The 20,748-nt window shown below is 69.6% G+C and carries 16 protein-coding genes; 10 read left to right on the top strand and 6 right to left on the bottom strand.

Annotated features, from left to right (window positions below; all coding sequences use genetic code 11):
- Positions 1-13: 13 nt before the first annotated feature.
- Positions 14-1,546: a fatty acyl-CoA synthetase gene (locus OG207_RS38565; protein ID WP_443072840.1), complete on the bottom strand. Its 1,533-nt coding sequence runs from the start codon at positions 1,544-1,546 to the stop codon at positions 14-16.
- A gap of 406 nt (positions 1,547-1,952) precedes the next feature.
- Here OG207_RS38565 and OG207_RS38560 point away from each other — a divergent pair, with 406 nt between their 5' ends.
- From OG207_RS38560 to ltrA, 8 genes are all read left to right on the top strand, one after another.
- A complete protein-coding gene (locus tag OG207_RS38560) occupies positions 1,953-3,407 on the top strand; it encodes an NUDIX domain-containing protein (protein WP_329105521.1) in 1,455 nt (484 codons plus the stop codon).
- Between the two features lie 309 nt (positions 3,408-3,716).
- A complete protein-coding gene (locus OG207_RS38555) occupies positions 3,717-4,139 on the top strand; it encodes a GFA family protein (protein WP_329105519.1) in 423 nt (140 codons plus the stop codon).
- Positions 4,140-4,285: 146 nt separating this feature from the next.
- Entirely contained in the window at positions 4,286-5,323 is a 1,038-nt protein-coding gene (locus OG207_RS38550) for a GNAT family N-acetyltransferase (RefSeq protein WP_329105517.1), read from the top strand.
- Positions 5,324-5,381: 58 nt separating this feature from the next.
- Entirely contained in the window at positions 5,382-5,687 is a 306-nt protein-coding gene (locus tag OG207_RS38545) for a M15 family metallopeptidase (RefSeq protein WP_329105515.1), read from the top strand.
- Between the two features lie 39 nt (positions 5,688-5,726).
- On the top strand, positions 5,727-8,063 hold the full coding sequence (gene fxlM, locus OG207_RS38540) for a methyltransferase, FxLD system (protein ID WP_329105513.1): 2,337 nt from the start codon (positions 5,727-5,729) through the stop codon (positions 8,061-8,063).
- Positions 8,060-8,539: a hypothetical protein gene (locus OG207_RS38535; protein ID WP_329105511.1), complete on the top strand. Its 480-nt coding sequence runs from the start codon at positions 8,060-8,062 to the stop codon at positions 8,537-8,539. The genes fxlM and OG207_RS38535 overlap by 4 nt, the downstream gene beginning before the upstream one ends.
- Before the next feature lie 80 nt (positions 8,540-8,619).
- Entirely contained in the window at positions 8,620-9,291 is a 672-nt protein-coding gene (locus tag OG207_RS38530) for a hypothetical protein (protein WP_329105509.1), read from the top strand.
- Between the two features lie 609 nt (positions 9,292-9,900).
- Positions 9,901-11,628, top strand: a complete 1,728-nt coding sequence (gene ltrA, locus OG207_RS38525; RefSeq protein WP_329096741.1) for a group II intron reverse transcriptase/maturase — start codon at positions 9,901-9,903, stop codon at positions 11,626-11,628.
- An 86-nt stretch (positions 11,629-11,714) separates the two neighbouring features.
- Here the strand turns inward: ltrA and OG207_RS44180 are convergent, their stop codons facing one another.
- A complete protein-coding gene (locus OG207_RS44180) occupies positions 11,715-11,939 on the bottom strand; it encodes a hypothetical protein (protein WP_443072839.1) in 225 nt (74 codons plus the stop codon).
- 528 nt (positions 11,940-12,467) lie between these two features.
- Entirely contained in the window at positions 12,468-12,731 is a 264-nt protein-coding gene (locus OG207_RS38515) for a hypothetical protein (RefSeq protein ID WP_329105507.1), read from the bottom strand.
- A gap of 173 nt (positions 12,732-12,904) precedes the next feature.
- Here OG207_RS38515 and OG207_RS38510 point away from each other — a divergent pair, with 173 nt between their 5' ends.
- Both OG207_RS38510 and OG207_RS38505 read left to right on the top strand, forming a co-directional pair.
- Positions 12,905-15,403: an NACHT domain-containing protein gene (locus tag OG207_RS38510; RefSeq protein WP_329105505.1), complete on the top strand. Its 2,499-nt coding sequence runs from the start codon at positions 12,905-12,907 to the stop codon at positions 15,401-15,403.
- Positions 15,404-15,646: 243 nt separating this feature from the next.
- Positions 15,647-16,219, top strand: coding sequence for a penicillin acylase family protein (locus OG207_RS38505; protein ID WP_402694183.1), 573 nt, complete (start codon positions 15,647-15,649; stop codon positions 16,217-16,219).
- Positions 16,220-16,267: 48 nt separating this feature from the next.
- Here OG207_RS38505 and OG207_RS38500 read toward each other — a convergent pair whose 3' ends face one another.
- From OG207_RS38500 to OG207_RS38490, 3 genes are all read right to left on the bottom strand, one after another.
- On the bottom strand, positions 16,268-17,371 hold the full coding sequence (locus tag OG207_RS38500; protein WP_329105503.1) for a calcium:proton antiporter: 1,104 nt from the start codon (positions 17,369-17,371) through the stop codon (positions 16,268-16,270).
- 620 nt (positions 17,372-17,991) lie between these two features.
- Entirely contained in the window at positions 17,992-19,575 is a 1,584-nt protein-coding gene (locus OG207_RS38495; RefSeq protein WP_329105501.1) for an acyl-CoA synthetase, read from the bottom strand.
- 5 nt (positions 19,576-19,580) lie between these two features.
- Positions 19,581-20,696, bottom strand: a complete 1,116-nt coding sequence (locus tag OG207_RS38490) for a nitronate monooxygenase (RefSeq protein WP_329105499.1) — start codon at positions 20,694-20,696, stop codon at positions 19,581-19,583.
- Between the last annotated feature and the right edge of the window lie 52 nt (positions 20,697-20,748).

Below are 20,748 nucleotides of genomic sequence, written 5' to 3'. Positions count from 1 at the left end.
CCCCGGTAGGGCGTCAGTGGCCGGGGTTCGCGAAGCGGTCGCGCAGTTCGCGCTTGAGGATCTTGCCGCTGGCGTTGCGCGGGAGGGCGTCCACGAAGAGCACCCGCTTCGGGGCCTTGAAATGGGCGAGCTTCTCCCTCGCGTAGGCCATCAGCTCCGCCTCCGTCACCTCCCCCGCCTCCCCGCGCGGAACCACCACTGCGGTGACCGCCTCGATCCAGCGCTCGTCGGGCAGCCCCACCACCGCCGCCTCCGCCACGCCCGGATGGGCGTAGAGAACGTCCTCCACCTGCCGCGAGGCGACCAGCACCCCGCCCGAGTTGATGACGTCCTTCACCCGGTCCACGACCGTGAAGTACCCCTGTGCGTCGCGCACCGCGAGGTCGCCCGAGCGGAACCAGCCGTCGCGGAAGGCCTTCTCCGTGGCGTCCGGGTCGTTCCAGTACCCCAGGCAGAGCTGTGGCGAGCGGTAGACCACCTCGCCCGCCGTTCCGTCCGGCACGTCCTTGCCGTCCTCGTCGACGACCTTCGCCTCCACGTGGCGCACCGGCCGCCCGCAGGAGTCCATCCGCCCCTCGTGCTCCAGCGGTCCGAGGACGGTGGCCAACGGGCCGATCTCGCTCTGTCCGAAGCAGTTGTAGAAGCCGAGCCCCGGCAGCCGCTCGCGCAGGCGTTCCAGGACCGGGACCGGCATGATCGAGGCCCCGTAGTACGCCTTGCGCAGCGCGCCCAGTTCACGCGCCACGAAATCCGGGTGGTTCGCCAGGCCGATCCACACCGTCGGCGGGGCGAAGAGGCTGTCGGCCTGCCCGGCCTCGACCAGGTCGAAGATCTGCTCCGCGACCGGCGCGTCCACGATCGTGTTCCGTGCTCCCACCGCCAGGTACGGCAGCAGGAAGACGTGCATCTGGGCCGAGTGGTAGAGGGGCAGTGAGTGCACGGGCCGGTCGTCCTCGGCCAGGTCCAGCGCCTCGATCGCGCTCTCGTACTCGTGGGCGAGGGACCGGTGGGTCATCATCGCGCCCTTGGGCAGCGCGGTGGTCCCCGAGGTGTAGAGGAGCTGCGCCAGCGTGCCCGGCTCCCGGTCGGCCTCAAAGGGCAGCGGCTCGGCCAGCTCCGCCAGGAAGGAGTCGGGAGCATCGCGCAGCGCCCGTACCGGGTACCCGTCGGGAATCCGTCCGGACAGGTCGGGATCGGCGAGGACCAGGGCGCTCGCGGAGTCGTCCAGGATGTGCGCGAGGTCCTCGCCGGTGAGGTTCTGGTTGACCGGGACGTGGGTGAGTCCGGCCCGGGCACAGGCCAGGTAGGCGAGGAGGTAGGCGTCGCAGTTGTGGGCGAAGGTGGCGACCCGGTCCCCGGCGGCCAGCCCGTACCGCTCCCGCAGCACGGCGGCGCCGGTGGTGACGGCCGCGTCGAGTTCCGCGTACGTCCAGCTCCGCTCGCCGTAGCGCACGGCCGGGCGGTCGGGGACCCGCCGCGCACTGTCGCGCACCAGTCCGTCGACCGTGTTGTCCCGCACTGCCCGCAGTGCCCGCGCTGCCGTCATGGCGCGATCCTCGTCCTCCCGTACGCCCGGGGTCAACCACCCAATACCAAACGGGATGTTGACAGATCATCGGAACCTCGTCCGTCACACGTGTATCAACACCGGCGTTTCGGCCACCCCACCCCGAAGAGGAAGCCGCGCCCCTGAAGGGTGGATGCACCCTGCACGAGGAGCCTTCCGTGCCCCTGTACGGAATCCGCTTCGTCTCGAACACGTGTGTTCGACCACGCCTCCGTCTCGTTGATCCCGACAGCGCCGACTGAGCGCAACCCGACTCGCGAGAAGGGGAGTTCACCTCAGCGGGCCTCGCAGAACGCCCCACAAGCAGCAGCGGTCTGCCACCGATCACCTGCGGCCGAAGCGGCCGGTCCCACCAACGCCCGTTCCCACGTCGAGAGGTACAGACATGACAGACATGCCGCCCGCCCGCTCCGAGATCCGCCACCTCCTGGCCGCATACCTGGAACGGCATCCCACTGAGCACGGTCACCTGGAGCCCCTGTCGAAGGCCCTTGACGAACCCGACGAGCCGACGAGCCGCACGACCGTACCCGGACACATCACGTGCAGCGCCGTCGTGATCGACCGCCACCGGCGTGTTCTCCACGTTCACCACAGGGCCAGCGGCCTGGCCCTCCCTCCTGGCGGCCACGTCGACGCAGCCGATCGCACGCTGCTCGCCGCAGCGCTGCGCGAAGTCCACGAGGAGGTGGGAATCGCGCCCGGCAACCTGTGTCTGACCCACCAGCTCCTCGACGGCCCGATCGACATCGGCATCCACGACATCGCTGCCCGGCCGGCCAAGGGCGAAACGGAACATCAGCACTACGATGTCCAATTCGTCTTCAACCTTGCCCACGGCGTTGCCCCGATCGTCTTGCAGGACGACGAGGTCTCCGGTGCGCAATGGCTCCCCTTCGAGCAGGTCACCTCGCCCACTCTGCGCGCCAAGCTCCTGGCGTCCGCTCTCGACGGCCGGCCCGAGCCGGTGAACGCGTCCGCACTGCTGCACGACGGCGCGGGTCGGTACCTGCTGCATTTGCGCGACAACGATCCGGATACCTGGGAGCCGGGATCGTTCGCGCTCTTGGGAGGGGGCCGCGAACCCGGTGACCGGTCACTTGAGGACACCGTCCGCCGCGAGCTCGCCGAACAGGCACCCGGCCTTAAGTTCGGGGAGCTGGAGCCGTACGCGGTGGAGGTCGCGACCGGAGTCGACGGACTCGCCGTCCCCGTCCAGGTCTTCGCCGGCCAGTGGCGCGGCGACCCTGACGTCCTCGATCTCCAGGAAGGCGTCCTGCTCCGCTGGTTCAGCCCGGACGAACTACCCCGGCTGCGGCTGAGCCCGTCCACGAGCGCGCTCATCCTCCGCCACGCGGCCCGCGAGGCAGCCGCCGGCCCGTGCCCGGCGCCCGCTTCGCACGGGGCTGTTCCGATCGTCCTGGGCGTCCATCTCTACCTGGAGGACGATCAGGGCCGCGTCCTGCTCGGGCTGCGCCATCCGGGCTCCGCCTTCGCCGGGGACACATGGCACTTTCCCGCAAGCCATTGTGCGCAGGAGCCGGCGATCGCGTGCCTCCTCCGGGAGACCCTCGAAGAGACCGGTCTGGTCATCGACCCCGTGGACGTCGAGTACGCGCATACGGTCCACCTGGTCGATCCGCCCGGTGCCGGGCCGCGCATCGGCCTCGTGTTCCGGGCTCGCCGGTGGACGGGCGTCCCGGAGGTCCGCGAGCCCGAGAAGTGCCTGGCCTGGCAGTGGTGGCATCCGGACGAGCTTCCTGAGCCGATCGCCGCCTACGCCCGGGCAGCCATCGAGGGGATCGCGGCCGGGCGTCCGTATACGGAGATGGGCTGGTGAGGGCGGCCACCACACCCGGCGCATCCGTTCGGCTGGTGAGGCCCATTACCAGCCCGTGAAGATCAACTACCTGACTTTGGGCAACAAGATCCCGAACCTGCACAGCCACGTGTTCGCTCGGCGGAGGCGGGAGCCGAATCGGCCCCGGGCGAACCCCTCCCCTTCACGGTCCTCGACGAAGGCCGTGAAGGACGAGGACCAGCTCCAGCGCGACGCCGCCCCGCCTCCGCCTGCTTCTCGCCGGCCCGGCCACCCGACCACGCCGGCCCCCGCCCGATCAGCCCAGCGCTCGACACGAGGAGTTGCCCCATGGCCACGTCATCCAGCACCACGTCACGTACGGGACGCTGTCAGTGCGGGGAGGCCCGGTTCGAGGTCAGTGGCGAAGCCGACTACCCCCATCTGTGCAGCTGTGGGCACTGCCAGGCTTTGTCCGGCGGCCCGGTGATGTCCTGGGTCTCCTTCCCCCTGGACACGTTGAGGTGGACGGGCGCCGGAGGCGAGCCGCGCTGGCACTACACGTGGCCGGACTCCCGCCGGGGCTTCTGTCCGAAATGCGGGAGCCAGCTGTGCGCGCTGGACGACGGGGCGGACAGCATCGCGATCACCCTGTCGGCCCTGGGGAATCCGGCCGACCTGATCCCTGTCAACCAGAGCTACCGCGAGAGCGCGGTGCCCTGGCTGCCCTGCGTGCCCGACACCGGCACCCGCACCGACACCCGCACCCGCTGACACCCGGCCCGGCAGCGTCCGCCCCCGCATTCCGCACGCCCTGTCGATCGGAAAGACACGTTGGTACTGGTCGAACACGGCCTGCGGACGCCGGCCCGGCTGCGCGCCGAGCACGACGCGCTCCCCTCATCGACAGGAGAAGCCCGGTGAACCCCGACACCACACCGATCCGAATCGCCGAACCGCCCGACACCGCCGCACGGCCGGCGGTCCGCGCGGCCACACCCGCCGACGCCGAAGCGATCACCCGAATGCGCTCCGAGCACGTCCTGTCGCGGCCACTGACCGAGGAGTGGGTCCGACGGACCACGGACGAGCTGGTTCCCCGGCTGACGCCTGCGGGAGACGCACGCGCGTTCGTCATCGATGCGCCGGACGGCACGATGGCCGCCTGCGCCCTCGGCCTGATCGCCCCCGTGCTCCCGGCACCGTCGTACCCCCACGGCCTGGCCGCCCGCGTCCACGTGGTCGCCACCCACCCGGACCACCGGCGCCGTGGCTACGCCCGGGCCGTGGTCGGCGCCCTGCTCGACCACCTCGCCGACACCGAGGAAGTCACCCTGTTCGAGCTGCACACCAGCTCGCAGGCCGCACCCCTGTACCGGGAGTTCGGCTTCGCCGGCAGTCCGGCGCTCATGCGGATGACCCGCCACGGCCGATCCACCGCAGCGGCCGGTGCGCAGCCCGATTCGACGTGGGTGCCGCCGCGGCAGTACGCCGACTCGCTGCCGCGGGCGACCGCCTACGTGTGCCTCTACGTCACCGACGAGGACGACCAGCCGCTGCAACTGCACTCCGTTTACTCCCCGAGCCACCCCTGGCACATGATCGGCGGCGCTCTGGAGTTCGGCGAGCGTCCCTGGGACGGCCTGCTGCGCGAGTGCCGGGAGGAGACCGGGATGACCGCCGCGGGTCCGCCCCGGCTGCTGGCCACGGTGTACGGGCAGCCCCGGGCCCAGCGTCCGTACAGCACCCTGCAGCTCGTCTTCGACGGGGGGCGCCTCACCGGCGCCCAGATCCGCGGCCTCACCCTCAACCCGCACGAGCACGACGAGGCCCGCGTCCTGCCGCTTGCGCAGTGGCGGGCGCTGATGCCGGCCCGCGATTTCGTACGGCTGAGCGCCGTGGCGGAGGCCCGCCGGACCGGGGTGGCCGCGTACGTCGACACCTGGGGGGACGCATGACCGCCAGCAGCATCGTCTTGTCGTCCGACCGGAGGGTCGCCGCGATCCCCGTCCACGAGTGCGGCGAGGCCACTCCGCCGACGCGGCCGTCGACGTGACACCGATCGACCGCCTCGGCCACGAGCTCGACATGGGCACCCGTGTCGACGCCAGCCCCGAGGAATCCGGCGGCGCCCGTTACACCGATGCACCCGACCTCGGCGACCGAGCCCGCACGAACCGCGCCACCTTCAGCGGCGCCCCGTCCGCAGCGGGCTTGATCGACTCCGGGACCGAGTGGTGGCACCGGTCTCACGGGGATCGCTCCTGGGCGCTGCAGACCGGGCAGCCGGCCGACCTGTACCGACCCGTCGAACTGACCTGAACACCGGCCACCCGGCCTTTCACGAACGAGGAGCGATCTGTGGGATTCACCCGGACCGACTGGTCCGAGCACTACGGCGGCGGACAGAACTTCCGGCGACTCGGGGAGGAGGAGAAGGTCCTGCTCGCCGAACACGCCCCGGCACCCGACGGCGGACGCGCGCTCGACGTCGGCTGCGGCACCGGCGAGATGGCCGTCCACCTCACCGGCCTCGGATACGCCGTCGACGCGGTGGACTACGCCGAGGGTGCGCTGGAGCGGGCCCGTGCGGAGCACCCCGATGCGAAGAAGGTGCGCTGGCTGTGCCTGGACGTCGAGCACGACGACCTCGCCGACCTGGCCGAGGACGGCTACGACCTGGTCGTGCTGCGTCTGTCGATCGCCTTCATCCGGGACCGGGCCCGGGTCCTTCGTCTGCTGTGCGCGCGCCTGCGCGAGGGCGGGCGGCTCATCGTGATCACCCCGCACGCCGAGCACTCCGGTGTCGAGCGGCGCCACGTCGCCCTGGACGACGCCGAGCTCGACGCGCTCACCGCCGGGTTCGAGGAGGTGACGCGTTCCGACACGGAGGGTCTCGCAGTGGTGGTGCTGCGCGGGCCGGGGGTGTTCCGGTCGGAGGAGAAGGGTCGGCCGGAGCCGCAGGCCGTGTTCGGGGCGGCGGCGGTGGTCACCGACCCGTCGGGCCGGGTGCTGCTGGGCCGCTCCACACGCGGTATGTGGGAGCTACCCGGAGGCCGGATCGACAGCGGCGAATCCGCACCCGCCGCGGCCGTGCGCGAGCTCGAGGAGGAAAGCGGGCTCACGGCACGGGTGGAGGACGCCCACCTCCTCACCATCCTCCACGACGACCGCGCGGACGTGCGCCGCGTCACCGCCGTTGTCCGCATCACCTCCTGGGACGGTGAACTCGGCCTCCCCGAACCCGACCGCTTCGTCCGCTGGGAGTTCCATGACCTGCACCAACTGGCCAGCCTCGGGACCGTCTTCGCTCCGACGGCTGCCGCCCTGGTCGCGGTATGGCCGGGGGTCCTGCCGGACCTCGCGCCGGTCCACTCCTACCCGGGTGCGGACCTTGCCGGGCCGGTTGCCGGTGAGCCGGCCGAGGCGGTGCGGCTGCGCGAGCGGATGGCCGACACCGTGATCGCGCAGGGCTGGACCCACTCCCCGCAGGTGCGGGCCGCGCTGCGGGAGGTACCGCGCCACCGGTTCCTGCCCGAGGTGCCCCCGGCCACCGCGTACCACGCCGACTTGGCCGTGGTCACGGTCCGCGAGGAGTCCCGGACCGCGGTCAGCTCCGTCTCTGCGGCCTGGCTGCAGGCCGACATGATCGAACGACTCCGCCTCCAGCAGACGCCAACGGCCCCGGCCGGGAGCCGGACGACGGTGCTGGAAGTCGGGTCGGGCGGCTACAACGCGGAACTCATCGCCCACGTCTTGGGCCCCCGGGGGCGCGTGGTCACGGTGGACGTGGACCCGTACGTGGTCCACCGCACCCGGCGCCTGGGGGCCGAGGCCGGCAGCGGCCGCGTCACGGCGATCCTGGGTGACGGCGGCCTCGGCGCCCCGGACCACGTTCCCGCCCGCGGATTCGACGGCATCATGATCACCCACAACGCCTCCGACATCGCCCCCGCCTGGCGGGAGCAACTCGCCCAAGGTGCCCGGCTCGTGGTGCCGCTGGAAATCGGCGGCTACACCCGCTCCCTGGCCCTGGAGCGTCGTGGCGACGTCCTGCACTGCGAGCACTGGACGCATTGCGGTTTCGTCCGGGACCGCGGGGCCGCCGGCCGCACCACCCCGCGCATCGCTCTGGCCGACGGCGAGGTCACCGTTCGGTGGGAGGACGGCGGACCCGGCGACGCCGACGGCCTCGACGAGGCCCTGCGCGGCCCCCGGCACGAGCGGCCCACCGGCCTCGTCGTCCGGGGGAACTTCAACTTCGAGACCCTGCAGATCTACGCCGCGACCGTGCTGACCGGATTCTGCCGTCTGTCCGCACGGAGGGGATCCGCCCTGGTCACGCAGCCGGACGCGGCCGCGATCGTGGCGGACAGGTCCCTGGCCTACCTGACCTACCGCACCGTCAAGGACGCCCCGACGGCCGCCGACCGTCGCAGCGAGTTCTTCATCCACGCCTACGGGCCGTCCGCCGACGAACTCGCCGGGCGGTTCGCCGACTGCGTGCGCACGTGGGACACCGAGGTCCGCGAGAGCGGCTACCCGTCGATGACCGTCCACCCGGCCGGCACCCCTGACGATCTCCTGCCGGACGGTGCCGTACTCGACAAGCCCTCGGCGAGGCTGGTCTTCGCCTGGCCCGGACACGAAACCGTCCGCCCGCCGGTGATCGCCTCCGTGCTCGAGGAGCCGCGGTGATCATCTGGATCAACGGCCCGTTCGGGGCCGGGAAAGTCGACCCTGACCCCGGTCAGACCTTCCAGGCCGCTCTCGCCCTCCTCGTCGGCCGCGTCTCAGCGACCATCGCCTGCGCCAAGGACCTGCCCGGCGCGCACGACCGGGCACCGGGCATCACCGTCGGCGCCGTCCTGCCCCGCGAGGACGCCCGCGACGTCCTCGTCCTACCGGCCGGCCATCCGCCCGCCACCCTCACCGACCTGCCGCCCGGCACCAGGGTCGGCACCGGCGCACCCCGCCGTACGGCACTCCTGCGCGCCCTGTACCCGAAGCTGACGCCGGTGCCGATCCGCGGGAACGCCGACTCCCGCCTCGTCCGTCTGGACGCGGGCGAGCTCGGGGCCGACGTGATGATCGCGGCGCTCGCGGGCCCACAACGCCTCGGCTTCACCGACCGGGCCTCCGAGGTCCTCGACCCCGCCGGCGGCCCCGAATAGGCCGCGTACGAGCAGGCGAGGGATGCGTTCCTCCGGGCTCCGCCCCTACTTGCTTTCCCTCTTTCCCGATGGAGAAGGTGATGGATCAACTCTTCTCGCCGCCCCGCACGCCGGTGGAGCAGCAGCGGATGAGGCAGGCGCACCAGGCCGCCGCGCGGGCGCTCCTGCTGCCCGCAGCCCAAGGGCCCGAGTCCTGGGGGTGGCAGGGACGCACCCTCGGCCGCCGCGTCGGCAACCGGTGGCTGCGCGTGGTCTCCCAGCCCTCGGCCAAACCCGTCAGCAGGTTGTGGGACGGCGCGGCGGCCGCCGACGCGGCCCTCCCACGGGCGATCCCCCGCCCGCGACTTGTGGACGTGATGGACTGGAATGCGGGCGAACACCGCTACCGGGCCGAGGTGTCCGAACTCGTCCCCTGGCCGGTCCTCCAGCACGGCGGCCCCGTCCTGGAACACGAAGCCGGCCTCCCCGACGTGTGGTGGGCCGAGCTGCGAGGCGCCCTGACCGCCCTGGCAGGTGTCTCCACCCACCGCGTCGCGGTCCGCCAGGACTGGATCGACCGGAACTTCCCCACCTACCTCGGCATTCCCCCCGTCCGGATCACCGCATGGGTGACCGGCCACGCGGACCTCCACTGGGCAAACCTGTCCGCCGACCACCTGGTGATCTTCGACTGGGAGTCCTGGTTGCGACACGAGGTCGCACAATATGAGCGGATCACGGGAGAGGAGGGTGGGCGTATGCCTGCTCCGTGATCTCGGGCTAGTACTCGATGCCCGTCCCCGCCCTGACGTGCGCTGGGAGTAATCCCGGGGTTCGAAGCTCAGGGAACATGCGAACCGTGCCTCGATCCATCCGCGGCGCGGAGTAGGGGAAGGCCGGGTGGGTGAACACCAGTGAACCCTCGATGATGCCTCGTTACCCAGAAACCTCGGATGGATGGAAGTGATTCCGGGGTGCAGGGTCTATGCCGTGGAGGAGCGGCAGGCGGCGACCGGTGACCATTTGCCGGTTGCGAGAGTACCGCTGACCTCGGGGTACAGAGGGCACCCGAACCCGGTCGCATCTCATGTGTGCGGAACGTGGAAACCCCATCCGGGTCCGTCGCTGATGGCTAGCGGCGGTAGGCCGACCGCGAGGAGAGCTGAACTCCCGGGTGGGAACAGGATGTCCAAGAAGCGAATGCCGACTGCCGAAAGGAGACGGGAAACTGCGGCAATAGAGTCGGTCCTCCGCCGGCTGCCGTGGATAACCGGTCGGATACCGGGCCTGGCGCCCGGACGTGAAAGCGGGCTGACGTGGACAGGTGAGCCTTTGATGATTTTGTGTCATGGCACTGGAACTGAGGGACAAGTTAGGCACCTATGGTGAACGGACCCGAGGACGATGGGATCGACTGGGACGCGATGGATTGGCGTGCCTGCGAGCTCAAAGTACAGCGACTGCGGCAGAGGATCTTCAAGGCGACTCAGGAGCAGGACTGGGCGCGAGTCCGGAACCTGCAAAGGTTGATGCTGCGGAGTCGGTCGAACACGTTGTTGAGTGTGCGGCAGGCGACGCAGCGTAATGCTGGCCGCGTCACGGCCGGGGTGGACGGGGTGGTTGCTCTGACCTCCGAGGATCGGGCCAAGGTCGCGGTGCAGGTGCACCAAGGCCGTGGCACCTGGAAGCCCCTGCCTGTGAAGCGGGTGTATATCCCCAAGGCCAACGGAAAGCAGCGCCCACTGGGAATTCCAGTCATTGTCGACCGGTGCCATCAGGGCCGGGTACGCAATGCCCTGGAGCCCGAGTGGGAGGCCAGGTTCGAATCCCGTTCCTACGGGTTTCGTCCGGGCCGAGGCTGCCAGGACGCGATCGAGATGCTCTTCACCACGCTCCGCAAGGGCTCAACGCGGGTGTGGATTCTGGATGCAGACCTGTCTGCGGCGTTCGACAGGATCGACCATGACCGGTTGCTCTCCGCGCTTGGGATGTTCCCGGGCCGGAGGCAGATCGGGCAATGGTTGAGGGCCGGGGTGTTCGAGCCCGGTATGGGGTTCTCTCCGACGAAGGAGGGCACCCCGCAGGGGGGTGTGATCAGTCCTCTGCTGTTGAACGTCGCGCTGAACGGCTTGGAGGAGGCGGCTGGAGTCCGACTCGCAACTGCCCCGTCCCACAAGGCGACGGGAAAGACGCGCCCGGATTCTGCGGTGCTGGTCAGATACGCAGACGACTTCGTCGTGTGCTGCTTCACCGAGCAGCAGGTGCACGAGGTCAAGGCACAGCTTGCCGAGTGGCTGAAGCCGAGGGGCCTGGCCTTCAACGAGGAGAAGACGCGGGTTGTCCACCTCGAAGACGGCTTTGACTTTCTGGGCTTCAACATCCGCCGCTATCCGGTGGGCAAGCTGCTGATTAAGCCGAGCAAGGCCGCCGTCAAGCGGCATCGGGAACGGCTCTCGGAAGTGATGCGCGACTTGCGCGGATCCAACGAGAAGGCGGTCATCGTCAAACTCAACCCCATCATCCGGGGCTGGGCTGCCTACTACCGAGGGGTGGTGGCTGCCGAGGTCTTCAAGGACATCGACATCCACATGTGGAAGCTGACCTACAAGTGGGCCTGCTACCAGCACCCCAAGAAGTCGAAGCACTGGATCTCCGGACGGTACTTCGGCAAGTACAACAAGTTCAGGAACGACCACTGGGTCTTCGGTGACCGCGACAGCGGCACCTTCCTGGTCAAGTCGTCCTGGACGCAGATCGTCCGACACACCCTGGTCAAGGGCGCGGCGTCACCAGACGACCCCGCCCTGACTGAGTACTGGGTCAAGCGTCGTCGCAGGGTCAAGCCCGCACTCGACAGCTACAACCTCCGCCTGCTCGACCGGCAGGAGGGACGCTGCCCGCTGTGCGGGGAAAATGTCCTGACTCCCCACCAGCCACCGCAATCCCCGTTGGAATGGGAACGCTGGTGGAAAGTGATCGCCCGCAAGGCGATCTCTGTCGATTACCTTCGGCACACGGGGAGGATGACGCCGCAAGGCGATCAAACCCGCTTGGTACACGCTGAATGCGCACGGCGACACGCCGCTCGTATTCGGAACAGCACCACCTGAACGCCCTCGTGGCTTGCTTGAGCCGTGTGCATCGACGAGGTGCACGCACGGTTCTGAGGGGACCCCGGCGCAGCAATGCGCCGGGGTTACCCGGCGGCGCCGTTCCCCGCGGCTACGACGAGGGGCTCCTCCACGCCTACGGCCTGGCCGCACCACGCACGGCCGCACGGATCCGGAAGGAGTTCGCTCACGTCCTCGACACCCCCCACGGCCGGATCGGTGAACTCGTCGCGCTCGCGCAGTTGCTCCAAGTCGCCGCCCGCGGCCACCATCCCGAGCTGAGGAGCGACCTCGAACTGCGGGCCCAGCACCTCATTCGACAGCTGGCCCGATCTAGGACCTGCGGATCGATGCGCCATGTCTGCGAATGATGCGCAGTGATTGCGCAAACCAGGCTTCGGTGTGCAACGGCTCCGCCCCGCAATCGTGCGCGCTGCGCCCCGCCCTCGCGCGGTCCCCCTCCCGGCGGGAAGCTCACCAGTCTCGGAGTGCTGGCCTCCGAAGATGATTGATCGGCTCGCCTCTGACTCGGGCTCAGGTGACGCGTCTCCTCAGCTCGTGCTCATGTGCGCAGCTGTTGCGAGTCTGATCGCGGCTGGTGGAGTGCATGGTAGGCGCCCTCGCCTGATGGCACTTCTGGTGGAAGCGCTGTCGGTGAACAGCGTGTAGCGCTACGGTCACGACTGTCACGCGTCTGACGAACGGGGCAGTGAATGCTGGGAGAAGCACTTACGGCGTTGGCAGCGGCCGGCGGAACCGCCGTGGTGCAAGCTGCGGGAAGCAGCTTGTGGCAGGGCCTTCAGCAGGAAGTCGCTCGCTGGTTCGGCCGCGGGCAAGAGTCACGAGAACGCGCCGTGCTGGAACGCCTGGGGCAGAGCGCGGCAGCGCTCGATGCCGCAGGTGACGAAGACATCGCGCGGGTCCGGCTCGGTGAGCAGGCTGTTTGGCAAGCACGGTTCGAAACGGCACTTGAGAGCCTTGATGACCAGGAGCGGGAGGTGGCAGCCCGTGCTCTGCGGGCCATCCTGAATGCACGAGACGCTCCCCGCACGGTATCTGCGGGAGACGGCGGCCTTGCTGTTGGCGGCGATGTGAGTATCCATGTCGACCATGGAGTGGCGGCGTTACAGATGAGGGATGTGACTCTGGGTAACCCTCCGTTGCCGGGCCCGCATCAGGGCTGAGCGCGTCCGGCGACACCCACGCCCCTCACATCCATTCCCGCACTGCCATCACTGCCACTCACGGTGGGCTTGCTGTCGGCCAGGCCGCCAGCGTGGCTTACTACGCCGAGCCGGCAGCAGTGGCGCTGATGAGGCAAGCGACCCGGCTCTCCCAGAAGGTCGTGGTGGTGGAACGCACCGCGCGCAGCAGCTTGCTGGGACCTGCAGCGACCGCAGCGGACGTTCCGTTTACCGTCAGGGTGACTCTCCTTCGAGGTCCTGGCGATCCGGTGACAGGAACGCTGAACGAACTGGTCAACGCTTATGCGGCCCTGCCTGAGGGACGGCTGGTCATCACAGGGGCCGCTGGCGCAGGAAAGACCGTACTGGCACTCGAACTCGTGCTGTTGCTACTTGAGCGGCGACGCCCTGAACAACCGGTCCCCGTTCGGCTCTCCCTCGCCGAGTGGGACCCTGACACACCGCTGGAACACTGGCTGGTGCGGCAGATCAGCGACACGTACAGCGTCCGCCCGCGCCTGGCAGAGGCGTTGGTGGCCCAACGTCTGATTCTGCCCGTCCTCGACGGCCTCGATGAGATGGATGGCGAGGCCGGCTCCTCCATGCGAGCGGCGCGCGGCCTGGATCAGATCAACCGCTACCACGGTCCGCGAGGCGTTGCGCCACTCGTGGTGACCTGCCGCCCCACGACATACGAGCGGCTAAGCCGCGATCACGGAGGACTTGCCTCAGCAGCCGTGGCCAAAGTCGAAGAACTCGACACCGAGCAGGTCCGCTGTTACCTCGAGCAGGCCCTCGCCGCACGCTCCGAGGGTGAAAGACGCGCGTGGGCTGAGGTCATCGACAATCTGCACCAGCTCCCTGCCGGGGCCCTGTGCACTCCGTGGCAGCTCTATTTGGCCACGACCGTCTATTCCGGAGGGCGAGACCCACGAGACTTGCTGACTCTCACTGCTCCGGGAGACATCGACCGCCTCCTCCTGGAGAGGCTCATACCCGTCGCCGTCGGTACCTCACCGCACCCGCGCTACGATGCCGTCCGGACGAAACGGTGGCTCACTTCGTTCGCCGTCCACGCAGCGCACCCGAACAACAATGACCGCAGCGGCCCCGCCGTAGACATCATGCTGCATCGGCTTGAGTCCGTCGTCGGGCGTAAGCGCGTGGTGGCGCTTCACGGGGTCGTATTTTTTCTGGTTTTCAGCGGGCTGCTCCCCCTCACGTCACCCGAAGATTTCTCCCGCCTGGCCTGGATCCTGGGACTCGCGCTTGCGGGCATAGGGCATTCCAGCGAGCCGATCCGACTCATCCGCCTGAGGCCAAGAAAACACCACGCAGGCGAACCCTTCTGGGATGTCATGCATCGAGTCGATCGGGAGGGTTGGAAGTTCCAGCTGAAGGGTTCATTAAGTCGACAGATCCTGCCCTGGGTCGGATGGGGAGCGCTTGCCATTCTGGTTGGCGCTACGTTGCTCCACAAATTGCTGTTCCCGTCCCGCAGCTGGGGCCAAGCAGCATTGGTCAGTCTGGGAATGAACGCGCTCATCCTGGTCGGCTACCTGTTGGTGGCGGCCTCCGCGGTGGCAATTCAGTTCATTCCGACCCCCATCGTCGAGGCTGACACGGAGCCGGTACTGAGGCCGAGCGCCCCACTGCGGCAGGACGCGCTCGTCAGCGTGCTGATCATCAGCGTTGTCGGCTCGTGTGCGCTGCTCTGGGTCGAAGTCGCCTGGATTTTGGCCCTGGCGGTACTGCCGTACGTTGTCGGCCGGGCATGGATGCGGTACTTGGCATCCATTGCTGTAGGCGTTCATCGGGGCATGGTGCCCCTCCGCCTGGCTCACTTCCTTGCTTGGGCCCATCGCGCAGGGCTGCTGCGCACGACAGGACGCACCTACCAGTTTCGGCACCGGGCGCTCCAACAGTGGCTACTCAACGAAGCGCAGGATCGCGAGCAGATCCAACATCTGAACGGCCGCGTCAGAGATCGTTCGCTTGATGATGGCGAGCGTCTGACCGCAGCCCGCGCCCTGGTCCGACTGGGCACCCCTGACGGCACGGTGGCGCTGTACCACCTGGCCACAGACCGCAAGGCCGAGTTCGGTGCACGAGTCCAGGCCATGGAAGCGCTGGCCAACGTGGACGAGCTGCGAGGTGTCGCCGTCAGAATGCTGGAAGCCTTCTCCGAAATGGCGTCGACCGCGAAGTACACCCCTGTAGAGTTCACGACAGCAATCCAAGCTCTCGGGCATCTGGATCCCGATGTTACATTCGAACTCCTACAGCGAATATCCCAGTCCGGGAAAGCGCGGCATGACGCCCAAGAGTTCGCATCCTCGATTGCCCAAAGGGTAGCCAAGCTAACCCAGGCCACCACGGAGAGCCGGCTCAATGTTCCCGTAAGCGGTTTAGTCGAAGCGCCGGCGAATCAGGTCTTTGCACCGATAGATTCACAGCAAGCAGTAGACCGGGGGGAGGGCGCGCGCAATCCACTCACTGAAGCCTCGAATGTTCACTTGCCGGAAAAAGGGTGGGACGCGGCCATGCTGGCTGCACTGACGCGGAAGTACTGGAGCCAGCCGGGCGAATAGACCGGGTCGGCGGTTCTTCTTGTGCCACCCAACACGAGCGGTGCGGGACGAAGTGTCCGGGCTGGAGGTCGTGGTGGAGCAGCCGTGGTTCAGTATTGAGGTTCACTCGGTCGAGGTCTCGGCGGAGGGCTGCTGCGGGGGCAGCGAGATGGGTGCTGGGGCCGTGTAGAGGTTCAGGCGGTCGTGGAGGTAGCCGCGCCGGGTGGGGTGGCGCCTTCGGGGACGCGGCCGTCGATACTCCCCATGGCGTCAGGCGATGTCGCCGAGGTAGCGGGTGGGGGACTCGCCGCGGGCGGCCTGCAAGAGCAGCAGTTCGGGAACCAGGTGCCGGCCGGTGATCTGGCAGCGGCCGACCCCGTACGCACCCCCCGTACCCTCAACCGGACGGCGCCCGGCATCGGGCGGGCACTCGCGGACGCGGTGGCGGAGTTGAAGGCGGCCGGGATCGCGCCGGACGCCCCGCTGGGCGAGCACCAGTTCGTGGTCCGGGGCGAACACGAGCTCCCGGTGGGCGACGGTACAAAGGCGCTCGGCGTCCGGAACTGGATCGAGGCGCCGTGGAGCGCGGCGGCCTGCGGCCACCCGGAAGTCACGCACGGGTCCAGCCGCATCCAGGCGGTCGGCTGGGACGGCGGCCGCTGTCCCGTGGCCCGCACCCTGCTGACGTACAGCCGGTCCTCGGACCCGCCCTCGCCCTACTGCGCCGACCGAACCCGGATGTACTCCGAGGAGCGCTGGGACACGGCACGCTTCTGCGAGCGGGACGTCCTCGCGTCGCCGAAGCTGAAGGTGCTCCTGGCCAGCGAACGGCGGTGATGCGCGGCCCGCGTTCCTCCCCCCGGCCCGGTCCCGGTCCCGGTCCCCTCATGGGCTGACGGCCAGGAAGAGGTACGCGGCCAACAGCACGATGTGTACGCCGCCCTGGAGGAGCGTGGCGCGCCCGGGGACGATGGTGAGGGCGCTGACCACGACGGTCAGCGCGAGCAGCACCATGTGGATCGGGCCGAGGCCGAGCAGGAGCGGGCCGGAGAGCCAGATCGAGGCGAGTGCGATGGCCGGGATGGTCAGGCCGATGCTGGCGATGGCGGATCCGTAGGCGAGGTTGAGGCTGGTCTGCACGCGGTCGCGGCGGGCGGCGCGAACGGCGGCGAGGGTCTCGGGCAGCAGGACGAGAAGAGCGATGATCACACCGACGACCGCCTGCGGCAGGCCGGCGGCCGCGACGGCCCGCTCGATGGTCGGGGAGACGGCCTTGGCGTCGCCGACGACCGCGACCAGCGCGACCAGTAGGAGGCCGAGGCTGATGAGGGCGGTGCGGAGGGTGGGCGGCTCGGCGTGACCGTCGGCATCGCCGGAACCCGATCCGGTGTCCACGGGCAGGAAGTAGCTGCGGTGGCGGACCGTCTGGACGGCGACGAAGAGTCCGTACAGGGCGAGCGAGGCGACGGCGGCGAAGATGAGCTGTGCGGCCGAGAACTCGGGGCCGGGCTTGCTGGTGGTGAAGGTCGGCAGGACCAGGCTGAGGGTGGCGAGCGTTGCGACGGTGGCGAGGGCGGCGCCGGACCCTTCGGGGTTGAAGACGGCGATCCGGTTGCGCAGGGCACCGACGAGCAGCGACAGGCCGACGATCCCGTTGCACGTGATCATGACGGCGGCGAAGACCGTGTCCCGGGCGAGCGAGGCGGTCTTGTCGCCGCCGTCGACCATCAGGGTGACGATGAGCGCCACTTCGATGACGGTGACCGCCACGGCGAGGACGAGGGAGCCGAAGGGTTCGCCGACCCGGTGGGCGACGACCTCGGCATGGTGCACCGCGGCGAGGACCGCGCCGGCCAGGCAGAGGGCGACGAGCGCCACCAGGAAACCGGGCAGGTCCCGCCCCCAGCTGAAGACGAGCGCGACCAGCGCCACCACGGGGACCACGACGGTCCAGTCGGTCAGGAAGGATCTGCGCTTAGTCGTACCCATATATTCCAACTTGCCAGATGCGTCCCCCAAGTGCGTGGCAAGGCGCGCCTCCGGGGCCCTGACGTGGCTTTTCTCGCGGATTCTCCTGGCGTGGCGGGTTCCGATCGCCCGGGCCGGATGATGGGGAGCCCGAGGACGGGGCGCGACCTCGGCGGACGCGCGGTCGAACTGGACCGAGGACGAACTGACCGACCTGCACCGCGCCGTGCCGTGGGCGTTGCCGCGCCGCGTCTCCCCCGCCCCTCGGGGGGCGGGCGGCCGGGCGCGGGACGGCCGGTGCGCGGGGTGCTGCAACCGCCCGGCCGGGGCTCACCCGTGTGGTCCTGCGGGACGGCCGCGATCTGGACACGTCGGTCGCCTACGACCTGCCCCTGGTCGATGCGTACGCGCCGAGGTCCCGTGTCCGGCGTTCGAGGGGGGCTGCGGCGGCTCGCCGCCGGGCCGGGACCGGAGCCGGCCTTCCGGGACGGGCCCGGGCATCCCCGTCGTCGACGCCGGCGCCGAAGCCGTGCGCTTCGGGGAGGATCCCGCGTACGGCCGCAGCAGCGCGCTGCACGTCGCCGTCTCCGTATGGAGCCCGTGCTCCGTGCCCCCGGAGTCCGGACCGCAGCACGAGCTGCTCACATCGCGCGCTCGTGACCCTCCCAGTACGGATCGCGCAGCCGCCGCTTGTAGAGCTTGCCGTTCGGGTCGCGCGGCATCGTCTCGATGAAGTCGACCGTCTTGGGGCGCTTGTAGCTGGCGAGCTGCCCCTCGCAGTGGTGCAGGATCTCCGCGGCCAGGGCGTCGCCCGCGACGAAGCCCTCGGCCGGTTCGACCACCGCCTTGACCTGCTCGCCCCAGTCGGCGTGCGGGATGCCGAAGGCGGCGGCGTCCGCCACGGCCGGGTGGGTGAGCAGGGCCGATTCGATCTCGGCCGGATAAATGTTGACCCCGCCCGAGATGATCATGTCGATCTTGCGGTCGCGGAGGAAGAGGTAGCCCTCCTCGTCCATCAGCCCGAGGTCGCCGACCGTGAAGAAGTCGCCGATCCGGTTCTTCCTCGTCTTGCCCTCGTCCTTGTGGTAGCTGAAGCCGCCGGTGTTCATCTTGAGGTAGACGGTGCCCAGTTCCCCGGGGGGCAGCCGGTTGCCGTCGTCGTCGAAGATGGCGAGTTCGCTGATCGGCCAGGCCTTGCCGACGGTTCCCGGCTTCTTCAGCCAGTCCTCGGCGGTCGCGAAGGCGCCCCCGCCCTCGCTGGCCGCGTAGTACTCCTCCACGCAGCCGCCCCACCAGTCGATCATCGCCCGCTTGACGTGGTCGGGGCAGGGCGCGGCGCCGTGTATGGCGTGCCGCATCGAGGAGACGTCGTACGCATCCTTCGTCTCCTGCGGGAGCGCGAGGAGGCGGTGGAACTGGGTCGGCACCATGTGGGTGTGCGTACAGGCGCGGGCGTCGATCAGGCGGAGCATCTCCTGCGGCGTCCACTTGTCCATCAGGACCAGCGGGTGCCCGATGTGCAGGGCGGCGCCCGCGAATTGGAGGACGGCGGTGTGGTAGAGCGGCGAACAGACCAGGTGGACGTTGCCGTCGAAGGGCCGGATGCCGAAGATGCCGAGGAAGCCGCCCAGGTACGTCTCTTCCGGGAGCTTGCCGGGCAGCGGGCGGCGGATGCCGCGCGGACGGCCGGTGGTGCCGGAGGTGTAGTTCATGACCCAGCCGAGCGTGCGTCCCTCGGGGGTGGTCGCGGGCTGCCCTTCGAGGAGCTGCGCGTACGGCCGGAAGCCCGCGACCGATCCGACGGCGTAGCGGTGGCTCGCGGGCAGGGCGGCCTCGTCGGCCGCGGCGGTCGCGGCGTCGGCGAAGCGCTCGTGGGCGATGAGGACCTTGGCTCCGGAGTCGGAGACGATCCAGGCGATCTCGGGGCCGACGAGGTGGTGGTTGACGGGGACGAGGTAGAAGCCCGCTTGGGAGGCGGCCAGGTAGGCGGTGAGGAACTCGACGCCGTTGGGGAGGACGACGGCGAAGACGTCGCCCTCCTCCAGGCCGGCGGCGCGCAGGCCGTGGACGAGGCGGTTGACATCGGCGTGCAGCCGGCCGGCGCTCCATTCCTCGCCCTCGGGGGTCACAAGGACGGCGCGCCCGGGGTCGGCGGCGGCCTGGGCCCAGAAGCCGTTGGGCGGCTGCTGGTCGGCGGTGGGGGTCGTGGACGTCGTCGCGGTCATGTCGGTCACGCCTCTCGGACTCGGCCGGCGATGCGGTTGATGCGGTCGATCGCCCTCTCGAACCCACTGGTGAGGTCGTCGAAGACGGCCCGGACGCTGCGTTCCTCGGTCATCCGCCCGACGATCTGACCGACGGGGGTGCCGAGCAGGGGCCGGACCTCGTACTTCTGGATCCGGGAGACGGCTTCGGCGACGAGCAGGCCCTGGAGCGGCATGGGGAGCGCACCCGGGCCCGCCGGGTCGTCCCAGGCGTCGGTCCATTCGGTGCGCAACTGGCGGGCGGGCTTGCCGGTGAGGGCGCGCGAGCGGACGGTGTCGCCGGAGCCGGCGGCGAGCAGCTTCTCGGTGAGGGCGCGCGAGTGGAGGTCGGCTTCGGTGGTGGTGAGCCAGAGCGAGCCGAGCCAGGCGCCCTGCGCACCGAGGGCGAGGCCGGCGGCGATCTGCTCGCCGCTGCCGATGCCGCCGGCGGCGAGGACCGGGAGGGGGGCGACGGCATCGACGATCTCGGGTACCAGGACCATGGTGGCGATGTCACCGGTGTGGCCGCCGGCCTCGTAGCCCTGGGCGACGACGATGTCGATGCCGGCTTCGGCGTGGCGGCGGGCGTGCTTGGCGCTGCCGGCGAGGGCGGCGACGAGGACACCGTGTTCGTGGGCGCGCGCGATGACGTCGGCGGGCGGGGAACCGAGGGCGTTCGCCAGGAGTTTGATGGGGTAGTCGAAGGCGACGTCGAGCTGGCTCCGGGCGACCTGCTCCATCCAGCCGGTGATCCGCCAGCCGGAGGCCTCGCCCTCGCTGAGCTCGGGCACGTGGTGCTTGGCGAGGGTGTCACGGACGAAGGCGCGGTGCGCGGCCGGAATCATCGCCTCGATGTCGGCTTCGCCGATGCCGTCGACGGCCTTCTTGGCGGGCATGACGACGTCGAGGCCGTAGGGCTTGCCGTCGGTGTGCGCCTGCATCCAGTCGAGGTCGCGCTTCAGGTCGTCGGGGGCCGTGTAGCGGACCGCGCCGAGCACCCCGAAACCGCCCGCGCGGGTGATGGCGGCAGCGACGGCCGGGAAGGGCGTGAAGCCGAAGATGGCGTGCTCGACTCCCAGTTTCTTGCTCAGCTCCGTCTCCATGGGCGGCAGGATGCCGCAGCCCGGCGGTCGAGGGAAGAGATTTTCTGATGCA

Source organism: Streptomyces sp. NBC_01439 (assembly GCF_036227605.1).
In the GTDB taxonomy this organism is placed as follows: Bacteria; Actinomycetota; Actinomycetes; order Streptomycetales; family Streptomycetaceae; genus Streptomyces.
This window is presented reverse-complemented; position numbering and strand designations above follow the sequence as displayed.

What these genes read in the sequence shown, in the direction of transcription:
- OG207_RS38565 (WP_443072840.1), bottom strand. Translation starts at nt 1,546, where the DNA reads ATGACGGCAGCGCGGGCACTGCGGGCAGTGCGGGACAACACGGTCGAC.
- OG207_RS38560 (WP_329105521.1), top strand. Translation starts at nt 1,953, where the DNA reads ATGACAGACATGCCGCCCGCCCGCTCCGAGATCCGCCACCTCCTGGCC.
- OG207_RS38555 (WP_329105519.1), top strand. Translation starts at nt 3,717, where the DNA reads ATGGCCACGTCATCCAGCACCACGTCACGTACGGGACGCTGTCAGTGC.
- OG207_RS38530 (WP_329105509.1), top strand. Translation starts at nt 8,620, where the DNA reads ATGGATCAACTCTTCTCGCCGCCCCGCACGCCGGTGGAGCAGCAGCGG.
- ltrA (WP_329096741.1), top strand. Translation starts at nt 9,901, where the DNA reads ATGGTGAACGGACCCGAGGACGATGGGATCGACTGGGACGCGATGGAT.
- OG207_RS38515 (WP_329105507.1), bottom strand. Translation starts at nt 12,731, where the DNA reads ATGGATACTCACATCGCCGCCAACAGCAAGGCCGCCGTCTCCCGCAGA.
- OG207_RS38505 (WP_402694183.1), top strand. Translation starts at nt 15,647, where the DNA reads ATGGCGTCAGGCGATGTCGCCGAGGTAGCGGGTGGGGGACTCGCCGCG.
- OG207_RS38500 (WP_329105503.1), bottom strand. Translation starts at nt 17,371, where the DNA reads ATGGGTACGACTAAGCGCAGATCCTTCCTGACCGACTGGACCGTCGTG.
- OG207_RS38495 (WP_329105501.1), bottom strand. Translation starts at nt 19,575, where the DNA reads ATGACCGCGACGACGTCCACGACCCCCACCGCCGACCAGCAGCCGCCC.
- OG207_RS38490 (WP_329105499.1), bottom strand. Translation starts at nt 20,696, where the DNA reads ATGGAGACGGAGCTGAGCAAGAAACTGGGAGTCGAGCACGCCATCTTC.